At 65.1% G+C, this 15,438-nt stretch carries 12 protein-coding genes; 4 read left to right on the forward strand and 8 right to left on the reverse strand.

The features are described 5' to 3' along the window. Window positions 1–80: 80 nt before the first annotated feature. Window positions 81–2,207: a bifunctional polysaccharide deacetylase/glycosyltransferase family 2 protein gene (locus L0M17_RS10215; RefSeq protein ID WP_241053856.1), complete on the forward strand. Its 2,127-nt coding sequence runs from the start codon at window positions 81–83 to the stop codon at window positions 2,205–2,207. Window positions 2,208–2,280: 73 nt separating this feature from the next. Here L0M17_RS10215 and L0M17_RS10220 read toward each other — a convergent pair whose 3' ends face one another. From L0M17_RS10220 to L0M17_RS10235, 4 genes are all read right to left on the reverse strand, one after another. Continuing rightward, complete coding sequence (locus tag L0M17_RS10220; RefSeq protein WP_241053857.1) at window positions 2,281–3,567, reverse strand: ABC transporter permease; 1,287 nt, start codon at window positions 3,565–3,567, stop codon at window positions 2,281–2,283. Next, on the reverse strand, window positions 3,564–4,262 hold the full coding sequence (locus L0M17_RS10225; RefSeq protein WP_241053858.1) for an ABC transporter ATP-binding protein: 699 nt from the start codon (window positions 4,260–4,262) through the stop codon (window positions 3,564–3,566). Before L0M17_RS10225 ends, L0M17_RS10220 begins: the two co-directional genes overlap by 4 nt. Before the next feature lie 75 nt (window positions 4,263–4,337). Further along, window positions 4,338–4,937: a TetR/AcrR family transcriptional regulator gene (locus L0M17_RS10230; RefSeq protein WP_241053859.1), complete on the reverse strand. Its 600-nt coding sequence runs from the start codon at window positions 4,935–4,937 to the stop codon at window positions 4,338–4,340. Window positions 4,938–5,132: 195 nt separating this feature from the next. Beyond that, window positions 5,133–6,704, reverse strand: a complete 1,572-nt coding sequence (locus L0M17_RS10235; protein WP_241053861.1) for a PKD domain-containing protein — start codon at window positions 6,702–6,704, stop codon at window positions 5,133–5,135. A gap of 1,052 nt (window positions 6,705–7,756) precedes the next feature. Here L0M17_RS10235 and L0M17_RS10240 point away from each other — a divergent pair. Continuing rightward, the gene (locus tag L0M17_RS10240; RefSeq protein ID WP_241053862.1) at window positions 7,757–8,488 is read left to right on the forward strand and encodes an alkaline phosphatase family protein; all 732 of its coding nucleotides are present in this window, start codon (window positions 7,757–7,759) and stop codon (window positions 8,486–8,488) included. Window positions 8,489–8,895: 407 nt separating this feature from the next. Here the strand turns inward: L0M17_RS10240 and L0M17_RS10245 are convergent, their stop codons facing one another. The 4 genes from L0M17_RS10245 to L0M17_RS10260 all read right to left on the reverse strand — a co-directional run bounded on the left by L0M17_RS10245 (window position 8,896) and on the right by L0M17_RS10260 (window position 12,542). Then, on the reverse strand, window positions 8,896–9,285 hold the full coding sequence (locus L0M17_RS10245) for a hypothetical protein (protein WP_241053863.1): 390 nt from the start codon (window positions 9,283–9,285) through the stop codon (window positions 8,896–8,898). A 305-nt stretch (window positions 9,286–9,590) separates the two neighbouring features. Continuing rightward, window positions 9,591–11,111 (reverse strand): site-specific integrase, encoded by a 1,521-nt coding sequence (locus tag L0M17_RS10250; protein WP_241053864.1) that lies wholly within the window; start codon window positions 11,109–11,111, stop codon window positions 9,591–9,593. Next, complete coding sequence (locus L0M17_RS10255; protein ID WP_241053865.1) at window positions 11,101–11,439, reverse strand: helix-turn-helix domain-containing protein; 339 nt, start codon at window positions 11,437–11,439, stop codon at window positions 11,101–11,103. Before L0M17_RS10255 ends, L0M17_RS10250 begins: the two co-directional genes overlap by 11 nt. Then, window positions 11,436–12,542, reverse strand: coding sequence for a tyrosine-type recombinase/integrase (locus tag L0M17_RS10260; protein ID WP_308196852.1), 1,107 nt, complete (start codon window positions 12,540–12,542; stop codon window positions 11,436–11,438). Before L0M17_RS10260 ends, L0M17_RS10255 begins: the two co-directional genes overlap by 4 nt. Window positions 12,543–13,053: 511 nt before the next feature. Here L0M17_RS10260 and L0M17_RS10265 point away from each other — a divergent pair. Continuing rightward, a complete protein-coding gene (locus tag L0M17_RS10265; RefSeq protein WP_241053868.1) occupies window positions 13,054–13,830 on the forward strand; it encodes a site-specific integrase in 777 nt (258 codons plus the stop codon). A gap of 693 nt (window positions 13,831–14,523) precedes the next feature. Next, window positions 14,524–15,396, forward strand: coding sequence for an alpha/beta hydrolase (locus L0M17_RS10270; RefSeq protein ID WP_241053869.1), 873 nt, complete (start codon window positions 14,524–14,526; stop codon window positions 15,394–15,396). The last annotated feature ends 42 nt before the right edge of the window (window positions 15,397–15,438 follow it).

The raw sequence follows: 15,438 nt of genomic DNA on the forward strand, positions 1-15,438 counted from the left end.
GCCTCCGCCCCGGGACAGGCCTCCCGACCGACCTCCCCTTCGCACCCGTGAGCCGCCGACAGCGACCAAGCGCACCAAGCGTGCGCGCTCATTGGCTGGTTCTCTTCGCCGTTCTCGTCGCGGTCGCCGCGGCCCTCTGCGTGCAGGGATACCTGCACCACCTTTCGGGGATCGGAGACGATTCCGTAGCCTCCGGGGGCTCTGCAGGCCAAGTCCCAGCGGGAGTGTCACAGGGCGGGCCGGTCATCGACGCGCGGAGCGGAAGCCTTCGGACTGCGAGCCCGCCCGACAGAAGCATTGCCCTGACTTTCGACGACGGGCCCGATCCGGTCTGGACCCCAAAGATCCTCGACGTCCTCAAGAAGCACAATGTCCACGCCACCTTCTTCGTCGTCGGCTCCGCAGCCGTGGAGAACCCCGACCTCGTCCGACGCATCGTCGCGGAGGGCAACGAGGTCGGAGTCCACACCCTGACCCACGTTGACCTCGGCAGTGCCCCAGCATGGCGGCAGCAGCTCGAGATCCAGGGTGACCAGCAAGTCATTTCCGGCCTGACTGGACGGACCGCCTCACTCCTGCGGCCGCCCTACAGTTCCGAGAACGATGCGGTCACGGACGGCACGTGGAACTCCATACGGACGGCCGCTGGCGAGGGTTACCTCACCGTCCTGACGACCAAGGACAGCGAGGATTGGAAGCGTCCCGGCGTCGCGGCGATCGAACAGAATCTCGCGATGTCCGGTCCCAAGGGACAGGTTGTCCTCATGCACGACGGCGGCGGCGACCGAAGCCAGACCGTCGCGGCTCTCGATGGGCTCCTGTCCCGCTACGAGGAGCAGGGGTATCGGGTAACGACCCTCGGGGCTGCCATGGATATCTCCAGCATGCGCCCCGCAAGCGTGCAGGAACGGGTGAGCGGGGCTGCCTTCGTTGCCGGCATCCGCTTGAGCGACTGGCTCGTCGCCGTGATTTCCTGGGCGCTGGTCGCGAGCGGAATCGTGACCTTCCTCAGAGCGATCCTCGTCATCGCATTCGCCGCCCGGCATCGCCGCGAAACCGTGAGGCTCCAAGCGGCCGGCCGGGGCCGCCGTCGTTCGTCGATACCCGTGAGGCCACCGGTCACCGAACCGGTGACGGTGATCGTCCCGGCCTACAACGAATCAGCTGGAATTGTCGCGGCCGTAGGCTCCATAGCCGCGTCGGACCACCCTGTCGAGATCATCGTTGTGGACGACGGCTCGTCCGACGGGACGGCGGATCTCGTCGAAGCGCTGGCCCTGCCCGGCGTCGTCGTCATACGGAAGGAAAACGGCGGAAAGCCCTCGGCACTGAACGCGGGCCTGCGCGCCGCGAGCCATCAGCTGGTCGTCATGGTCGACGGAGATACCGTGTTCGAGCCGGACACCGTACGCAAGCTCATTCAGCCATTCGCCGACCCGCGCATCGGCGCAGTCTCGGGCAACACCAAAGTCGCCAACCGCGGCGGAATTCTCGGGGCTTGGCAGCACATCGAATACGTGGTCGGGTTCAATCTCGACCGTCGGCTCTTCGATGTAGCCGAGTGCATGCCGACCGTTCCGGGCGCCATCGGTGCGTTCCGGCGTGATGCGCTCGAACGCGTCGGGGGAGTGAGCGACGACACTCTTGCAGAAGACACGGACTTGACAATGGCGCTGTGCCGCGACGGCTGGCGGGTGGTCTATCAAGACGACGCTCGCGCCTGGACTGAGGCGCCAGCCAGTCTGGGTGCACTGTGGCGGCAACGGTATCGGTGGTGCTACGGGACGCTTCAGGCCATGTGGAAGCACCGGGGTGCGGTCGTGCAAGGGGGAGCAGCCGGAAAGCTCGGACGACGGGGCCTTGGCTACCTGCTCGTGCTCCAAGTGCTCCTTCCACTGTTCGCCCCGGTTGTCGATGTCTTCGCAATCTACGGTCTCGTCTTCCTCGATCCCGTCCGGATCGCCGCGCTCTGGCTGGTCTTCCTCGCCGTTCAACTCCTCATGGCGGCGTACGCCTTTCGGATCGACAAGGAATCCCTGCGTCCTCTGTGGACCCTTCCCCTCCAGCAGTTCGTCTACCGCCAGCTCATGTATCTCGTTGTCATCCAATCGGTCGTGACGGCTTTCGCCGGAGTGCATCTCCGCTGGCACCGGATGGAGCGCTATGGGAGCCTCAGCGTGCCGGCCGGAATGAAGGAGAAGGTCTAGAAAAACAGCAGACCCCCACGAAGCGTTCCTCGTGGGGGTCTGGCCATCCCTGCTCTGCAGGCTTCGCTCGGCTCTACTCGTACCGGAGCGCGTCGATGGGATTCTGCCGCGCTGCCCGCCAAGCCGGAAGGGTTCCGGCGACGAACGCGATGACCATTACGAGGATGATCACACCGGCGACCGAAGCCGGGGCGAAGCTGAGGACATGCAAACCTCCCAGGTCGCTGAGCGGCCCCCGGGCAAGGGCACGGCTGACGACCGTCCCGATCCCGATCGCAACCGCCGACCCAATGGCGCTGCCCAAGAAACCGATGAAGGCCGCCTCGGTGCTGAACAGGGCGAATACGGATCCGCTGCCCATTCCCATCGCCTTCATGAGCCCGATCTCGCGTGTACGCTCCTGGACCGACATGAGGAGTGTGTTGACAATCCCGAACCCTGCAGCGACGAGGGCGATCACGGCGAAGGCATCGAGGACTCCGATGATCGCGTTGATCACGGTCTTGACCGTCCCGATCCGATCGTCCAAGGTTTGGGCGGTATAGCCTTCAGCGGACAGCCGGCTCTTCATCGTGTTGATCTGGGCTTGACTCGAGGGGGCGAAGGTTGCGGTTGCGTCGGCAAAGGCATCCTTTGCGGCTGCTGGGGCTCCCGTTCCCTGGGCGTTCGCGAGTGCAGTCGAAAGCGCCTTGTTGATGAACCCTCCGGAAACGCCCAGCAAGGAGCTCTGTTCGATGCCGACGATCTGCGCGCCCACTTCATGCATCTTGCCAGCCGCATCGTCGATGCCGATGACGACACTTTGGCCGACCGCCTGATTGTTGTCGCTGAACCCGAGCGGTCCCACGTAGGTCACCGGCAGCACAATCTGTGCCTGAGCTGAGCTGTCGTCAAGGCTCGAGCCAGCCGCGAGTTCAGGCTGCGCTCCGGCGAGAGGCAGGACCGAGAGCTGGTACTTGTCGTGGCCGTTCCATTCGATATAGGCAGGGCTGACCCTCGTCACGGGAGTCACGGCGGTAATGCCGGGCACCGCGGAGATGGTGTTCAGGTCCGCTTGGCTGAGCGCTAATTCGGTCGCGCCGGGACGCCCGCCTGCGGCGAGGACTCGCGTATTGGGATCGTATTTCTGTGGCCCTGACCCTGGGGCGGTGTTCGTGTTGGTCTTCGAGACAGTGAACGTGTTGCTGGAGCCGACGGCGGCGACTTGGCTGTCGATGTAGTTGGAGATGCCGGTGCCGAGGCCGTTCGTGATGGTCAGGGTGAAGGCGCCCACGAAGATCGCGAGGATGGTCAGGGTGGTCCTGAGCTTGCTGCGAACGCTATTGGCGATTGCTGTCTTCAGGATTTCGAGCGGTTTCATGCCGCGTGCTCCTCGTCGGTGTTGATCAGCAGGCCGTCTCGAATGAAAATGCGGCGTTCGAAACGCTGGGCCAGCTCGTGGTCATGGGTGACGGTGATCAGCGTGATTCCGTCTTTCCGGTTCAGGTCGAAGAGGATGTCCTCGACGATCCGGCCGGTGGCGGTATCCAGATTTCCCGTGGGTTCGTCAGCGAAGAGCACCTGGGGATTGTTGACGAGGGCTCGCGCTATGACCACCCGCTGCTTCTGTCCGCCCGAGAGGTTGGCCGCCTTGTTCTTGGCCTTGTCTCCGAGCTGCAGCTGTTCGAGGACTTCGAGTGCGCGACGCCGCCGTTCGCGTGGCCCGACGCCGGCGATCTTCAAAGGCAGCGCGACATTCTCGAGGACCGAGGAGGCCGGGTTGAGGAAGAATTGCTGGAAGACGAATCCGAAAAGCGAATTCCGCAGCGCATTCAGCCTTCGTCCGCTCAGGTCTTGGGCTTCTGTCCCGTCCACGTGGATCTGGCCAGTGCCAGGGGTATCGAGCAGCGCGAGGAGATGCATGAGCGTCGATTTACCCGAACCGCTCTTGCCTACAATTGCTACAGATTCACCTCGCTGGACCTCGAGGCTCACTCCCTTGAGCGCATCGAAGCGGTCTGGGCCCCTCCCATAGGTTTTGGTCAGGTCGCGAGCGGCCAGAATTGGCACAGGCATGGTGTTCCTATCAATGACGTGGTGTACAAGAAACTCGGGGTGCAAGAGAGAGTCGGGGCGCGCCTGCCGCGTCGATCAAAACTCGGGCGGAAGGAGGCTGGCAGAGATACGAGCCGTGGCTGCAAGGATTTCGTCCTCGTCCGCCTCGATGTCTCTTGAAGCCATTCCGGTCATGTTGATCACAAGCAGCGCGAAGCGGGCGCGGAGTCTGTCCTCAACGCTCGCGTTCGGGGGAGTGAGGACCGCGAACAGGCGCCCCATGGCTGCTGCCATCCCTTCCCGCTGCCCGGAGTCCGATCTGATGTCCCTCACGAGACGGTAATTTGAACTGAGGAAGCGAAACATCCTCAGCCCCTGATGCTGCATGATCGCCGTCCAACGGGCGATCACCTGGCGCCGCAGGTCGGGCCCTGGCTCTTGGCTCCCCGCCCACATAACGAGATCCGCGACCTCGCTGCGCATCGTTTCCAACAGTGCGCGGACGATGTCCTCTTTGCTCTTGAAGTGGTAATAAAGAGCCGCCTTGGTGAAGCCGAGTTCTTCCGCGATCTGCCGCATCGACGTCGACTCATAGCCCTGCTCGCTGAAGAGGCGCAGCGCCACCGCCTGGATCCGCTCACGGGTCCCACTCGGGGGACTGGCCGCGTGATCACCGCCCCTGCTTGTCACCGTCACGTGGCGCCAACCTTCCTTCGAGGCCCGGCAACTAACTAACCGGCCGGTAAGCAAAATACTAACCGCCCGGTAAGGAGGTGGCGAAATCCGCTCCCTACGCCTGAGTCCGAACGCAAGAAGCGGAGCCCAGAGGTGCGCACTCTGAGCTCCGCTTCAGTCACCCCCAGCCGTTCAGCGTCACGGCTGGCCGTGTTTTTAGGGGTGGGTGATGGTGATCTGTCCGTTGATGTCGGTGATCTTGCCGCCTTGGTAGTTCTGGGCGGTGCCGCCGGGGACGGTGTAGACCTCGCTGGTGGGGTAGCCCAGGTAGCCGCGTTCGAACCCGGTGGACTGCCAGGCGGAGCGGATGGGCCCGTAGGACTCGTGGGTCCCGGATGCCGGGGAGGACACGATCGCCCCGCCCTGGTAGTTCTGGTACGAGCCGCCGTTGACCAGGCCGGTGACGACCTCGGTGGTCGGGTAGCCCAGGACCCCGCGCTCGAACCCGGTCGCCTGCCACTCGGCGCGGATCGCCCCGACGGACTCGTGGGTCCCCGACGCCGGGGAGGACACGATCGCCCCGCCCTGGTAGTTCTGGTACGAGCCGCCGTTGACCAGCCCGGTCACGACCCCGGTGCTCGGGTAGCCCAGGACCCCCCGCTCGAACCCGGTCGCCTGCCACTCGGTCCGGATCGGCCCGTAGGAGCCGTGCGTGCCGGCGGCCGGGGAGGACACGATCGCCCCGCCCTGGTAGTTCTGGTACGAGCCGCCGTTGACGAGGCCGGTGACGACCTCGGTGGTCGGGTAGGCCAGGACCCCGGACTCGAAGCCGAGCTGGGCCCACACCGAGCGGATCGCGCCCAGGGACTCGTGCGCCCCGCTGGCCGGGGACCAGATGATCGCCCCGCCGTCGTAGTTCTGGTACACCCCGCCGTTGCGCAGGCCCCCGACCTCGTCCGTGGACGGGTACCCCATCACCCCGTTCTCGAACCCGAGCGCGGCCCACTCCCCGCGGATCGCCCCGTGGGAGACGAACAGGCTCCCGGAGGGCGCGGAGATGATCGCCCCGTACTGGTAGTTGCGGTAGTAGCCCCCGTTGCGGATCGCGGTCACCGCGCTCGTGGCCGCCCCCAGGCCCCACTGGGCCGCCTTGGCGTCCATCTGCTGGGCCAGGGTCGCGGCCGTGACCGTCACCGTCGCGGTGGACTTGGCCGACCCGCCCGCGTTCGAGGCCGTCAGGGTCACCGTGTACGTCCCCGCCGCACTGTACGTGTGGGCCGGGTTCTGCGCGGTGGACGGCGCCGACCCGTCGCCGAAGTCCCACGACCACGACGTCGGCGAACCCGTCGAGGTGTCGTGGAAGGCCACGCTCAACGGCGCCGTGCCCGACGTCGGGGACGCCGTGAACGACGCCACCGGCGCCGCCGGAACACTCGCCGCAACACTCTTGACGATCAGATCGTCAATATACGTGTCCTCCATCTGGCCAACGTGCTCGGCGCCGTTCATCACACTCGTCACCGACGTGGCCGCGGTGTTCACCGTCGAGCTGGAGTAGACAGAGGCGCCGTCGAACCACACCTCAACCGTCGTCGTGGCCCCGTTCGGAATCACATGCATCGCCAATTGATGCCACGAGTTCAGGGCAACAACGGCGGTTCCTAAAGCAGTGTAGGTGTATGTTGTTCCGCCCGGCTGAAGCGAGCGTAGCCAGAGCTTGCCTGTCGTGTTGTCCCGGTAGACGTCGACGAAGCGGGTGGCGCCGGAGAAGAAACGGAAATAGGGCACATTATTGCCTGATGCCCCAGCTTGGGTGATGTTGAACCATCCGTCGGCGTAGACCTCCTTGGTCCCAGCGGGCAAGGGGGTGGAGAAATCGCCAACCGAAGTCGTATCTGAAGGCACGTGTACGTACACGGAGCATGCGCCGTCATGCGCCAGGGCCGACGAAACCGACACCGTCGCCGTACCCGTGGCCTGCACCTGGTACCCCGACAGGCTCCCGGACTCGAAGTTATCCGCTTTCACCACAGTGCCGGGAAAGCTGTCACTGGGGGCGCTCGTCCCCGGCTGGCACGTCACCGCATACGCCGGCACCGCCAGGAACGAGATGCCTCCCATCAAGGGCACCGCCAGAGTCACCGCAGCCCCCAGAACTCCAATTCGCTTCACCACACGCCTCCAACTCGCATTTGATCTACCGCACTCGAAAGGCCGGTCGGAGGCAGTGTGATCTGGAAGCTGCGGCCGCTTGCCGCCCTGACCCGTTCCTGACTGACAACCGCTGGCTCAGACGTTGTCGTCATTCCCCGCACCCCATTCCGCCCCGTGCCGCGAACCAGGCCTTGAGAGCAGGACCGCAGCTGCATTCGTAAGGGCAAATTTGACATAGGGCCGACGTTTCCGATATACGAACCGGTACTCGACTTTTGGGCTCGAGGGTCCCCGGGCTACCTGTGCCACTACTCGATGGGACGGAACAGGTGGGTCACCGATTGCTTGCCCCGCACCTCGGTGCCAAGCGCTTCGCCAGATGCGGGGCGGGTTGGTTTTGCAGATGTGGTCTGACATGCACCCTCACAGAGAGTTCCCAGCCGGCCAAGCCAGACTTTTCCAGCATGGATGGCCACAGTGGTCAAATGGCACGGATGAGAGTCGCCTCGGCGATGGTGTCGGCAGTGCTGGCCACCTGCCTCGTAGCGGCATGCTCGAGCACTGGCGCCGGAGCCCCTGTCACCTCCCCGGGGGGACAGGCCGCTCGGCCGTCGACGAATGCAGTGCAGTCACAAGCTTCTTCAGGACAGTCACAAGCTTCGGGAACTGTGCCTCGACCGGCGCATGTGGTGATCGTCGTCGAGGAGAACCACTCCTTCGGCAATATCATCGGCAACGCATCGGCCCCATACTTTAATTCGCTCGCGACTCAGGGTGCCCTCTTCACGGATTCCGCGGGCATCGCACATCCCAGCGAACCGAACTATCTCGCCCTTTTCTCCGGATCCACACAGGGAGTCAGCGATGATTCCTGCCCGCACACGTTCTCGGGCGACAATCTCGGAGCGCAGGTGGCGGCCGCGGGGGAGACATTCGCCGGATATTCCGAAGGGCTGCCCCAAGCCGGATACTCCGGCTGCACCTCGGGCGACTATGCCCGGAGGCATGCGCCCTGGACCGACTTCCCAAGCGTCCCGGCGTCGGCCAGCCTGCCGTTCAGCGAGTTTCCTCAGGACTACAAAAATCTGCCCACCGTCTCATTCGTGATCCCGAACGTCGCCGATGACATGCACGACGGGAGCATCAGCGCCGCAGACAGTTGGATGCGCGACAACCTTGACGGCTATGCGCAGTGGGCAAAGACGCACAACAGCCTGCTAGTCGTCACCTGGGACGAGGACGAGGATACCGCCAGCAATCACGTCGCGACCATCTTTGAAGGCGCGCAGGTGAACCCTGGACAGTACAGCGAGTCAATCAATCACTACAAGGTCTTGCGCACTATCGAGGCGGCGTACGGTCTGCCTGCACTAGGTCAGGCCGCGGATATGCAGCCCATAACAGACATCTGGAAATAACGAACACTCGGCAGGGGCCCGGCTTCTCCATGAGAGGACGGCGAGGAGCAGGGGAGTGGCGTCTGGCCAGCTACCTTGGCTGCTCTCTTGGCACCAAATCTTGCGGACTCAGATCTCAAACGGGAGGAACGGAAGGCCCATTCCGGCAGAACAAGCTTGCGGCGCTGCTCGGCTGGGATCGCACGAGACTGTCTCATCACTGGTCACGAATGGAAGACCTAGGCCTGCTTGAGCGGCCGCGTCGCAGCCTGCGAGACGACAGGACCATCGGACATCGGGGACCATCAGGCATCGGGGGACACAATCTGCATCCACTACCGCAGCCACCAACCTATTACTGGCACCCCTGCGTATCAGGTTTGGGCGTAATCAACACACATGACAGGGGCTCGCCTTGAGCCTGAACTTCAGGACGCTGCCAGCCGTGAGCGTTTCCGGACGGCGACGAGTCCGACTATCAGAAGCGATACCCCGGCCGCCAGGACCGGCAGCGAAAAGATGGCGAGAACGGTCGGGAGCCCATTCGGTCCGATGAAGTCGAAAGGGTCGTGCTCATCGGGGTGAAGGATCCACTCTGCGGTTGGTCCCAGTTCCGAAGGGTCATTCGAAAGGGCAAAGGCCTGGAACGTCTCGCCGGCCGAATAGGTCTGGTCGCAGGACGTGGAGTAGAACTGCTCTGTTCTTTGCCCATGCCAATCGAAGGCCACGCGCAGACTCTGGCTATTCCGGCACCCGTCGGGCGTGAGGCGATTCAGCGCGGTGACGGTCACGGGCACCGCCGTTCCCTGCGGCTGCATTGAGGAGGCTGTCAAGCCTGCCCCGCCCAAAGCACCGAGCAGGGTCAGGATCGCACCCCAGAGGATCAGGCGGGCTCCTGGCCAAGTACGAGCCGGGGATGGATGGTAGGAAGGCGTTCGACTCATCCTTGCCACCACGATATGACCGCATTCGAAAGGGGATAGTGCAGGGGCGGAAGATCTTGGTTCCCCCCTCTGGCGCCCGACCTCGCTGTCGGGGAGCAGATGTTGTCGCCGACCGGATTGCTGCTCGCTTTGCCCATGCGTCCCCCTCCGCGTTCGTTGAGACCGGAGACTACCTCCTTCTAGGGCCGAGTGACAGGCCGCTTGAGATCCGCGTATCGAGCCCAGTTCTCTCCGGCTGCGTTGGCGTGGAGGAAGGCGACTTGGTAGCTGTAGCCGAGGGCGTCGGCGACCACGGACGGGGGCATCTGGGTGACGAGGTCGTCCAGTGCCCGGTTCCGGGCTCCCTGCAGGTCGATGCCGAGGGAGCGGAGCCTGTCCATGATGGTGTTCGGGTGCAGGTGGTGGCCGGCGCGCGCTCCGGGGAAGAGCCAAGGGCTCTCGGTGACACCGGTCCTCAGGTTGGGCCTGCACTCGAGGTGATCGAGGAGCAGGTCGCCGAACGGTGCCGGGACGGGGACGGGGCGGACTCCGAAGGTGATGTAGGTCTGGCCCGTCGCGGGATCGACGGTGATCGCGTCGGCGCGCAGCGCTGCGACGCGGACGAGGGGCTGGGCATAGAGCAGCAGGAGGATGCCTGCGACGCGGTAGGGGCGGGATTCGCTGGTTCCCGTGAGGAGCTCACGGAGCCAGGCGAGCCGCCGGTCCTGGGCGAGGGTCGGCCGTGATTGGGCCGTGTAGTAACCGATGTCGACGCTGGTGTTGAGCCGGGTCTTGCGGGCGAAGACGAAGAAGGTGCGGATCAGCTTGCGGGTGGTGGGGCCGCTGGCTCTCCACTCGTCCGCGTCCTGCTGGGTGCAGCTCGCGGCGTTGCGGTGGTGGGTCTCCCAGAGCCATTGGAGGAATTTGGCGGTCTCGGTGATCTCCTGCTTGGCGGAGTGGACCGGTCCTCTGGCCGGGCTCTCCGGGGTGGCGGTGGACCGGATGCGCCTGAGGTGGTGCCATCTGGCGAAGTGCTCCACTGGTCTGGCGACTTCGGGTGCCAGGGGGCGGAGCTTGTCCTCGATCCAGGCCTCGAACCGGGCAAGGTACGGGTCCTGGTAGGGGAGCAGGCCATGGTGGACTAGGAGGGCGCGGAGGTGGTCGACGGCGCGCGCCGCGGTCGGGATGTGGGTGTCGAGGCCTCCGTGGGTCAGGGACGTGGTCCCCGCCGCGAGCGAGGCCAGGAGAGTCTGGACCTTGGGGGAGCGCTTCCAGGTGATGATGCTCTCCGGGCGCTCGGCCTGGCAGAGGACGTCGACGAGCCGTCCCATCGCCGCGGGATCCGCCGGTTCGGCGAGGAGCAGGGCGGTGAGGTCGTCTCGGAGGGAGCAGCGGGCGCAGGTGCCGTGCCGGTAGGGCTCGGCCTCGGTCCCGCAGCGGGTGCAGTGGAAGTCGTGGGGGATGCCAGCGCAATGGGCGCAGCGGGGCCCGTCCTCGAGGTGGGGCGGGCCGGGGAGGAGGCGGTGCTGGCCGCAGCCGGGGCAGGTTCCGTGGGTCCGGGTGGCGGTGGTGAAGCAGGGGCCGCAGACCTTCCCCTCCGGCCACCACACCCTGGCCCTGCCGGCGTTGCGGCCGCAGCGAGCACAGAGAGTAGTGCCGGTGGTGCGGGGCCGTCCGCGGGTGGTCGTGCGCGGGTTCAGGCCTGCCGGCTCAGTGGTCATCGTCGATGATGCGGGCGCGGCGTGGGCGGGCGGCGCGGTTGAGGTCGACGACGTTGGGGGATGAGGCGGTTCCGGTCCTTCGGGCCTTCACGTCCGCTGCGGTGACGGTGATGAGGTCCTCGGGGCCGCAGGAGAAGATGTCGCAGATCGCGGCGATCAGCTGCAGGGCGACACGTTCGGGCTTCTGGTTCACGAGCCGGTAGACCTGGGGGCGGGAGAGGACGATCCCGCGCTCGGCGAGCAGCGGGATGAGGTCGGTGGTGTTGTGCAGACCGCGGGCGGCCATCAGCTCCGCGAGCCGCCACCGGTACTCGACCTGCCGCTTCACCACTCGCCCTCCGGATGCCCGAGGGCCTCGTCCAGGGTCCGCTCGAGCCCTTCCCGTAGGGTCTTCGTGCGGAAGTCGTCGCTGACGAACTGGTAGATGCCGGTGGTGGAGGCGTGCTCGTGCCCCATCTGAAACTGCACGAACCTAGGATCCCATCCATCCTCCAGAAGATGGGTCGCATAAGACCTCCGCAGCGAGTGCAGGTCCAGCCCGTCTGCCGGGATTCCGAGCTCGGCGACGTAGCGGCGCAGCCGCCGCAGGAGGGTGGATTCGCTGATCAGCCCTCCGCGTTCGCTGGGGAACAGGTCGAGGGTGTCGAGGGTGCCGCGGCCGTTGGCCAGCCAGTCCTCGAAGATGCCGGGGGTCCAGTCGAAGACGGTCAGGACGCTGCGGGGCTTGGGAGGGGAGGCCCGCCGGGACTTGCCGAAGCGGACCTTGCACACCCCGAACTTCCCGAACCGGCGGGCGTGCGGATTGGTGGCGAAGTCGACCACCTGAAGGTGCCGGACCTCGTTGAACCGCAGCCCGTAGGAGTAGGCGGCCTTGAGCATGACCGCGTCGCGGTAGGCTGCCTGCCAGCCCTTGTTCCCGGAGGCGGCGGCGCGCTCGACCTCGTCGTCCGCGTGGTCGAAGAGCAGCTGCAGCTCCCGACGGGTGAACGGGCGCTTCGCGGGCCGGCCCTCGAACTCCTGAACATGGGCGGCGGTGTTCCACTCGAAGAACACCTGGGCAGGGTGGGTGCCGAAGAGCTTCTCGCAGTGCCGGTCCCAGCCGTAGTCCGGGTTGGCGACGTACGAGGTGAAGGCCCTCAGGGCGGACTGCTGGGCCCGGACCGAGGAGTGGGCGAGGTGCTTGATCGAGCGCAGGTCGCCGAAGTACTCCTCGACGTGGGCCGGCGTCCAGTTCCACGGGAACTCGTTCATGTGCTCGACGAAACGGCTCACGTAGCGGATCCGCTGGGCGATCGTGTCGAACTGGAGGTTGCGCGAGAGCTGCTGGTTGCGCCACCCGTCCAGCATCTCCTTGAAGGTGTGCTGCTCGGGATGCAGCAGCGGGACCGAGCCCGCCACAGACAGCACCCGACCCGACCGGTCCACACCCAATTCCTGCCTCCAGACGCCGCTCAACAAACGAATCAATGATTCATCAGACGCAACATCAGGGCAAATCCCCACGTCAGAGGCCGGTTCTCTGGACAAGCAAGCTCCCGGCCAGTCCTCGTGCGGAAGCCGAGCCCGGCCTGAAATCAGGGCCGGGATCAGCCCCAGATCCGCACAACTCCGGGCACCAGGGGCCGTCCCGCGTCAGTGCTGGGCGAGGAGGCAGTGTGATTCATCAGATGAGATACGCAGAGTACTGCTTGACATAATGCTGATTATCGGCGATTAACTAACGGGAGTTGCACTTGGTGCGTTCCGGGCTCGGTTCCGCGGCTCCTCACCGATCCCGGCGTCGGGCTGTTCCGGGCCGACGAGCGGGTCTTCAGCGAGATGCTGGACCGCTGGCGGGCGCAGATGCTGGCCCGAGGGCTCGCCACAGACACCATCAAGGGCCGCCGACGCATCGAACCGAGACCTGATCCGCCGCTACATCCGCTGGCACCACCAACGCCGGATGAACCAGATGGACGAAGTCGGCCACAGCACCTTCCTGCGCAGCAAGCAGACCGTCACAGTGGCCATCGACTTCCTGAACTGGCTCACCGAACGCCGCATCATCCTCGCAGAACTCCAGCAGGCACACCTCGACGCATGGCAGGCCGAAGGACCCACCACCCGGGGAATCGCCGACAGATTCCTCAAATGGGCCATCAAGACCCACACCGCCCCGCCCGGGCTGAAGATGGTCCCGCACCGCCGAGGGACCAGCCCCAGGCTCAGTGCCTCGGCCCAAGACGCAGCCCTCCAGCAGGTGGTCCACACCGAACAGCTGACCCCGAGGGACCGGGCCGCGGCCATCCTGGTCATCGTCTTCGGCCAGCAGATCGAACGCGTCGCCGCCCTCACTTGGAACGACGTCACGGCCGACCAGGAGCTGGTCACCGTCCAACTCGGCACGATCGAGATCGGCCTCCCCGATCCGCTCGATGCACCATGGCGTCAGCTCGCCTCCGAACTCGGCCACGGCCTCACCGCAGCCCACCCCAACAGCAACTGGGTCTTCCGCGGCACCTCCCCCGGCCGGCACATCAATCCCGGCCACCTTCGCCAAAGACTGCGGACCCTCTTCAGCGCCCGCGCCGCCCGTCTCGGGACACTCCACGAGCTCACCAAGCTCGCACCCGTGCCGATCATCGCGGAGATGCTCGGCTACTCCCCGGCCACCATCGAGCGCCACGCCACCGACTCCGCTGCTGCCTACGCCGAATACATCGCAGCAGTGCGGACATAGCCTCCAAATCCTGGAGGGCTAAGGAGCCACCATCCGACTCCACACCCCCACGACCCCCATCGAACGAACAACTCCCGTCTCATGAACACCCGCGCGTGCCAGTTGAAATCGGCGGGGAGAGGCCCTCAGGCGCTAGCACAGTTCATCCCTCCAGGCGGCAGGACGGCTACTACATCGGGTCGGGCCAGTTGCCGATGGCCAGAACCGCGCTCCCGTGCGGCTCTCCGGAGCCCACCGACGGTGCCGGACTGTGCGTGTTGGACTGCTGCACTGGAGTCGGGATGACTGCGACCAGTAACGCCAGAGCGACCCCTGCTATCGCCTCCCGCAACCGCAGGCGGCCTCTGCGAACGGACGCAGTCGGCACTGTAATGCCCCCTCTCCCGAGACTCCCAGCCGCCTCGCGACCATAATCCGCCCGGACCAGGAAAGTTTCAATGTCCCGTTGAGCGTGGACTCTGTTGCGTTAGCCCAGATGGTGGGAAAACAACCTCTATGGGGCATGCGAATTGGATAGGACGTGCTCTCGGCAGAAAAGCTGCGGAGGCGGCGTTCTTCATGTCTGCGGAGGCGTTGCGAGCATCGCTGCTGGTGTCGTCGCGTCCGGCGGCTCTGCTGATCCGATGGTCATTCCGCAGGGACGGCCGACGGCGAGCCGAGGCGTTTGCCCGACTCGCCTCGCAAGCAACGACCGTGCAACGAGATCTCCGCTACGGGCCGGAATCGGACATGCTGCTAGACCTCATTCGTCCCGAGGAGATCCAAGACCCAACGCCCTTAGTTCTCTGGATCCACGGCGGAGCCTTCGTGGGAGGCTCAAAAGAGGAGTTGACGGGCTACTTCCAAACCATTGCGGCGGAAGGCTACACCGTCGCAGCGCCGCGATATTCGCTTGCACCCAAGCACCACTACCCCACTCCCCTGCGCCAGATTGGACAGGCACTGGCCTTCCTCCAGGGAAACGCGTCGAGGCTAAACCTGGATCCGGAGCGGGTAGTGATCGCGGGTGACTCGGCAGGTGCGCACATCGCCGCACAGATCGCTGCGCTCGTCAGCACTCCGGGCTATGCCCAACGGGTTGGCGTACCGGTTCCCTTGGACCGCGGCCGACTGCTCGGCCTCATCCTCGCATGCGGCCCATATGACCTTTCGCTTGCCGACGACACGAGCACGCCAGCGGTGGCCGTTCTGATCAAGGCATCCCTTTGGGCCTACTCCGGGCGGCGGAGATTCATGGATGACGCATCCCTCGCCCCTTGGTCCATCACAGATTTTGTCACCCCCGAATTCCCGCCCACCCTCATCACAGTCGGGAATTCTGACCCCCTCCGCGCTCACTCTGAGAGGCTCGCAGCAGCCTTGACCGAAGTAGGTCTCAAACCCGAAACAGTATTCTGGCCCGACGCGGATCCCCCGCTCGGACACGAGTACCAGTTCCTGCTGGACACTGAGGCGGCCCAAGTATTCCTCGCCCGAATGCTGGCTTTCCTCGCAGAACAGACCCACAACGCCGACGCGCAGCTCCTTTCAAGAATGGGTGACAGCGAGGAGCAGGAAAAGACTTAGGAGTAAGACACCATAAAGCGATGGCCGCCTCCTTATGAAAAG

The organism is Sinomonas terrae, from assembly GCF_022539255.1.
GTDB classification, from domain to species: domain Bacteria; phylum Actinomycetota; class Actinomycetes; order Actinomycetales; family Micrococcaceae; genus Sinomonas; species Sinomonas terrae.

What these genes read in the sequence shown, in the direction of transcription:
- L0M17_RS10220 (WP_241053857.1), bottom strand. Translation starts at nt 3,567, where the DNA reads ATGAAACCGCTCGAAATCCTGAAGACAGCAATCGCCAATAGCGTTCGC.
- L0M17_RS10225 (WP_241053858.1), bottom strand. Translation starts at nt 4,262, where the DNA reads ATGCCTGTGCCAATTCTGGCCGCTCGCGACCTGACCAAAACCTATGGG.
- L0M17_RS10245 (WP_241053863.1), bottom strand. Translation starts at nt 9,285, where the DNA reads ATGCAGCCGCAGGGAACGGCGGTGCCCGTGACCGTCACCGCGCTGAAT.
- L0M17_RS10250 (WP_241053864.1), bottom strand. Translation starts at nt 11,111, where the DNA reads ATGACCACTGAGCCGGCAGGCCTGAACCCGCGCACGACCACCCGCGGA.
- L0M17_RS10265 (WP_241053868.1), top strand. Translation starts at nt 13,054, where the DNA reads ATGAACCAGATGGACGAAGTCGGCCACAGCACCTTCCTGCGCAGCAAG.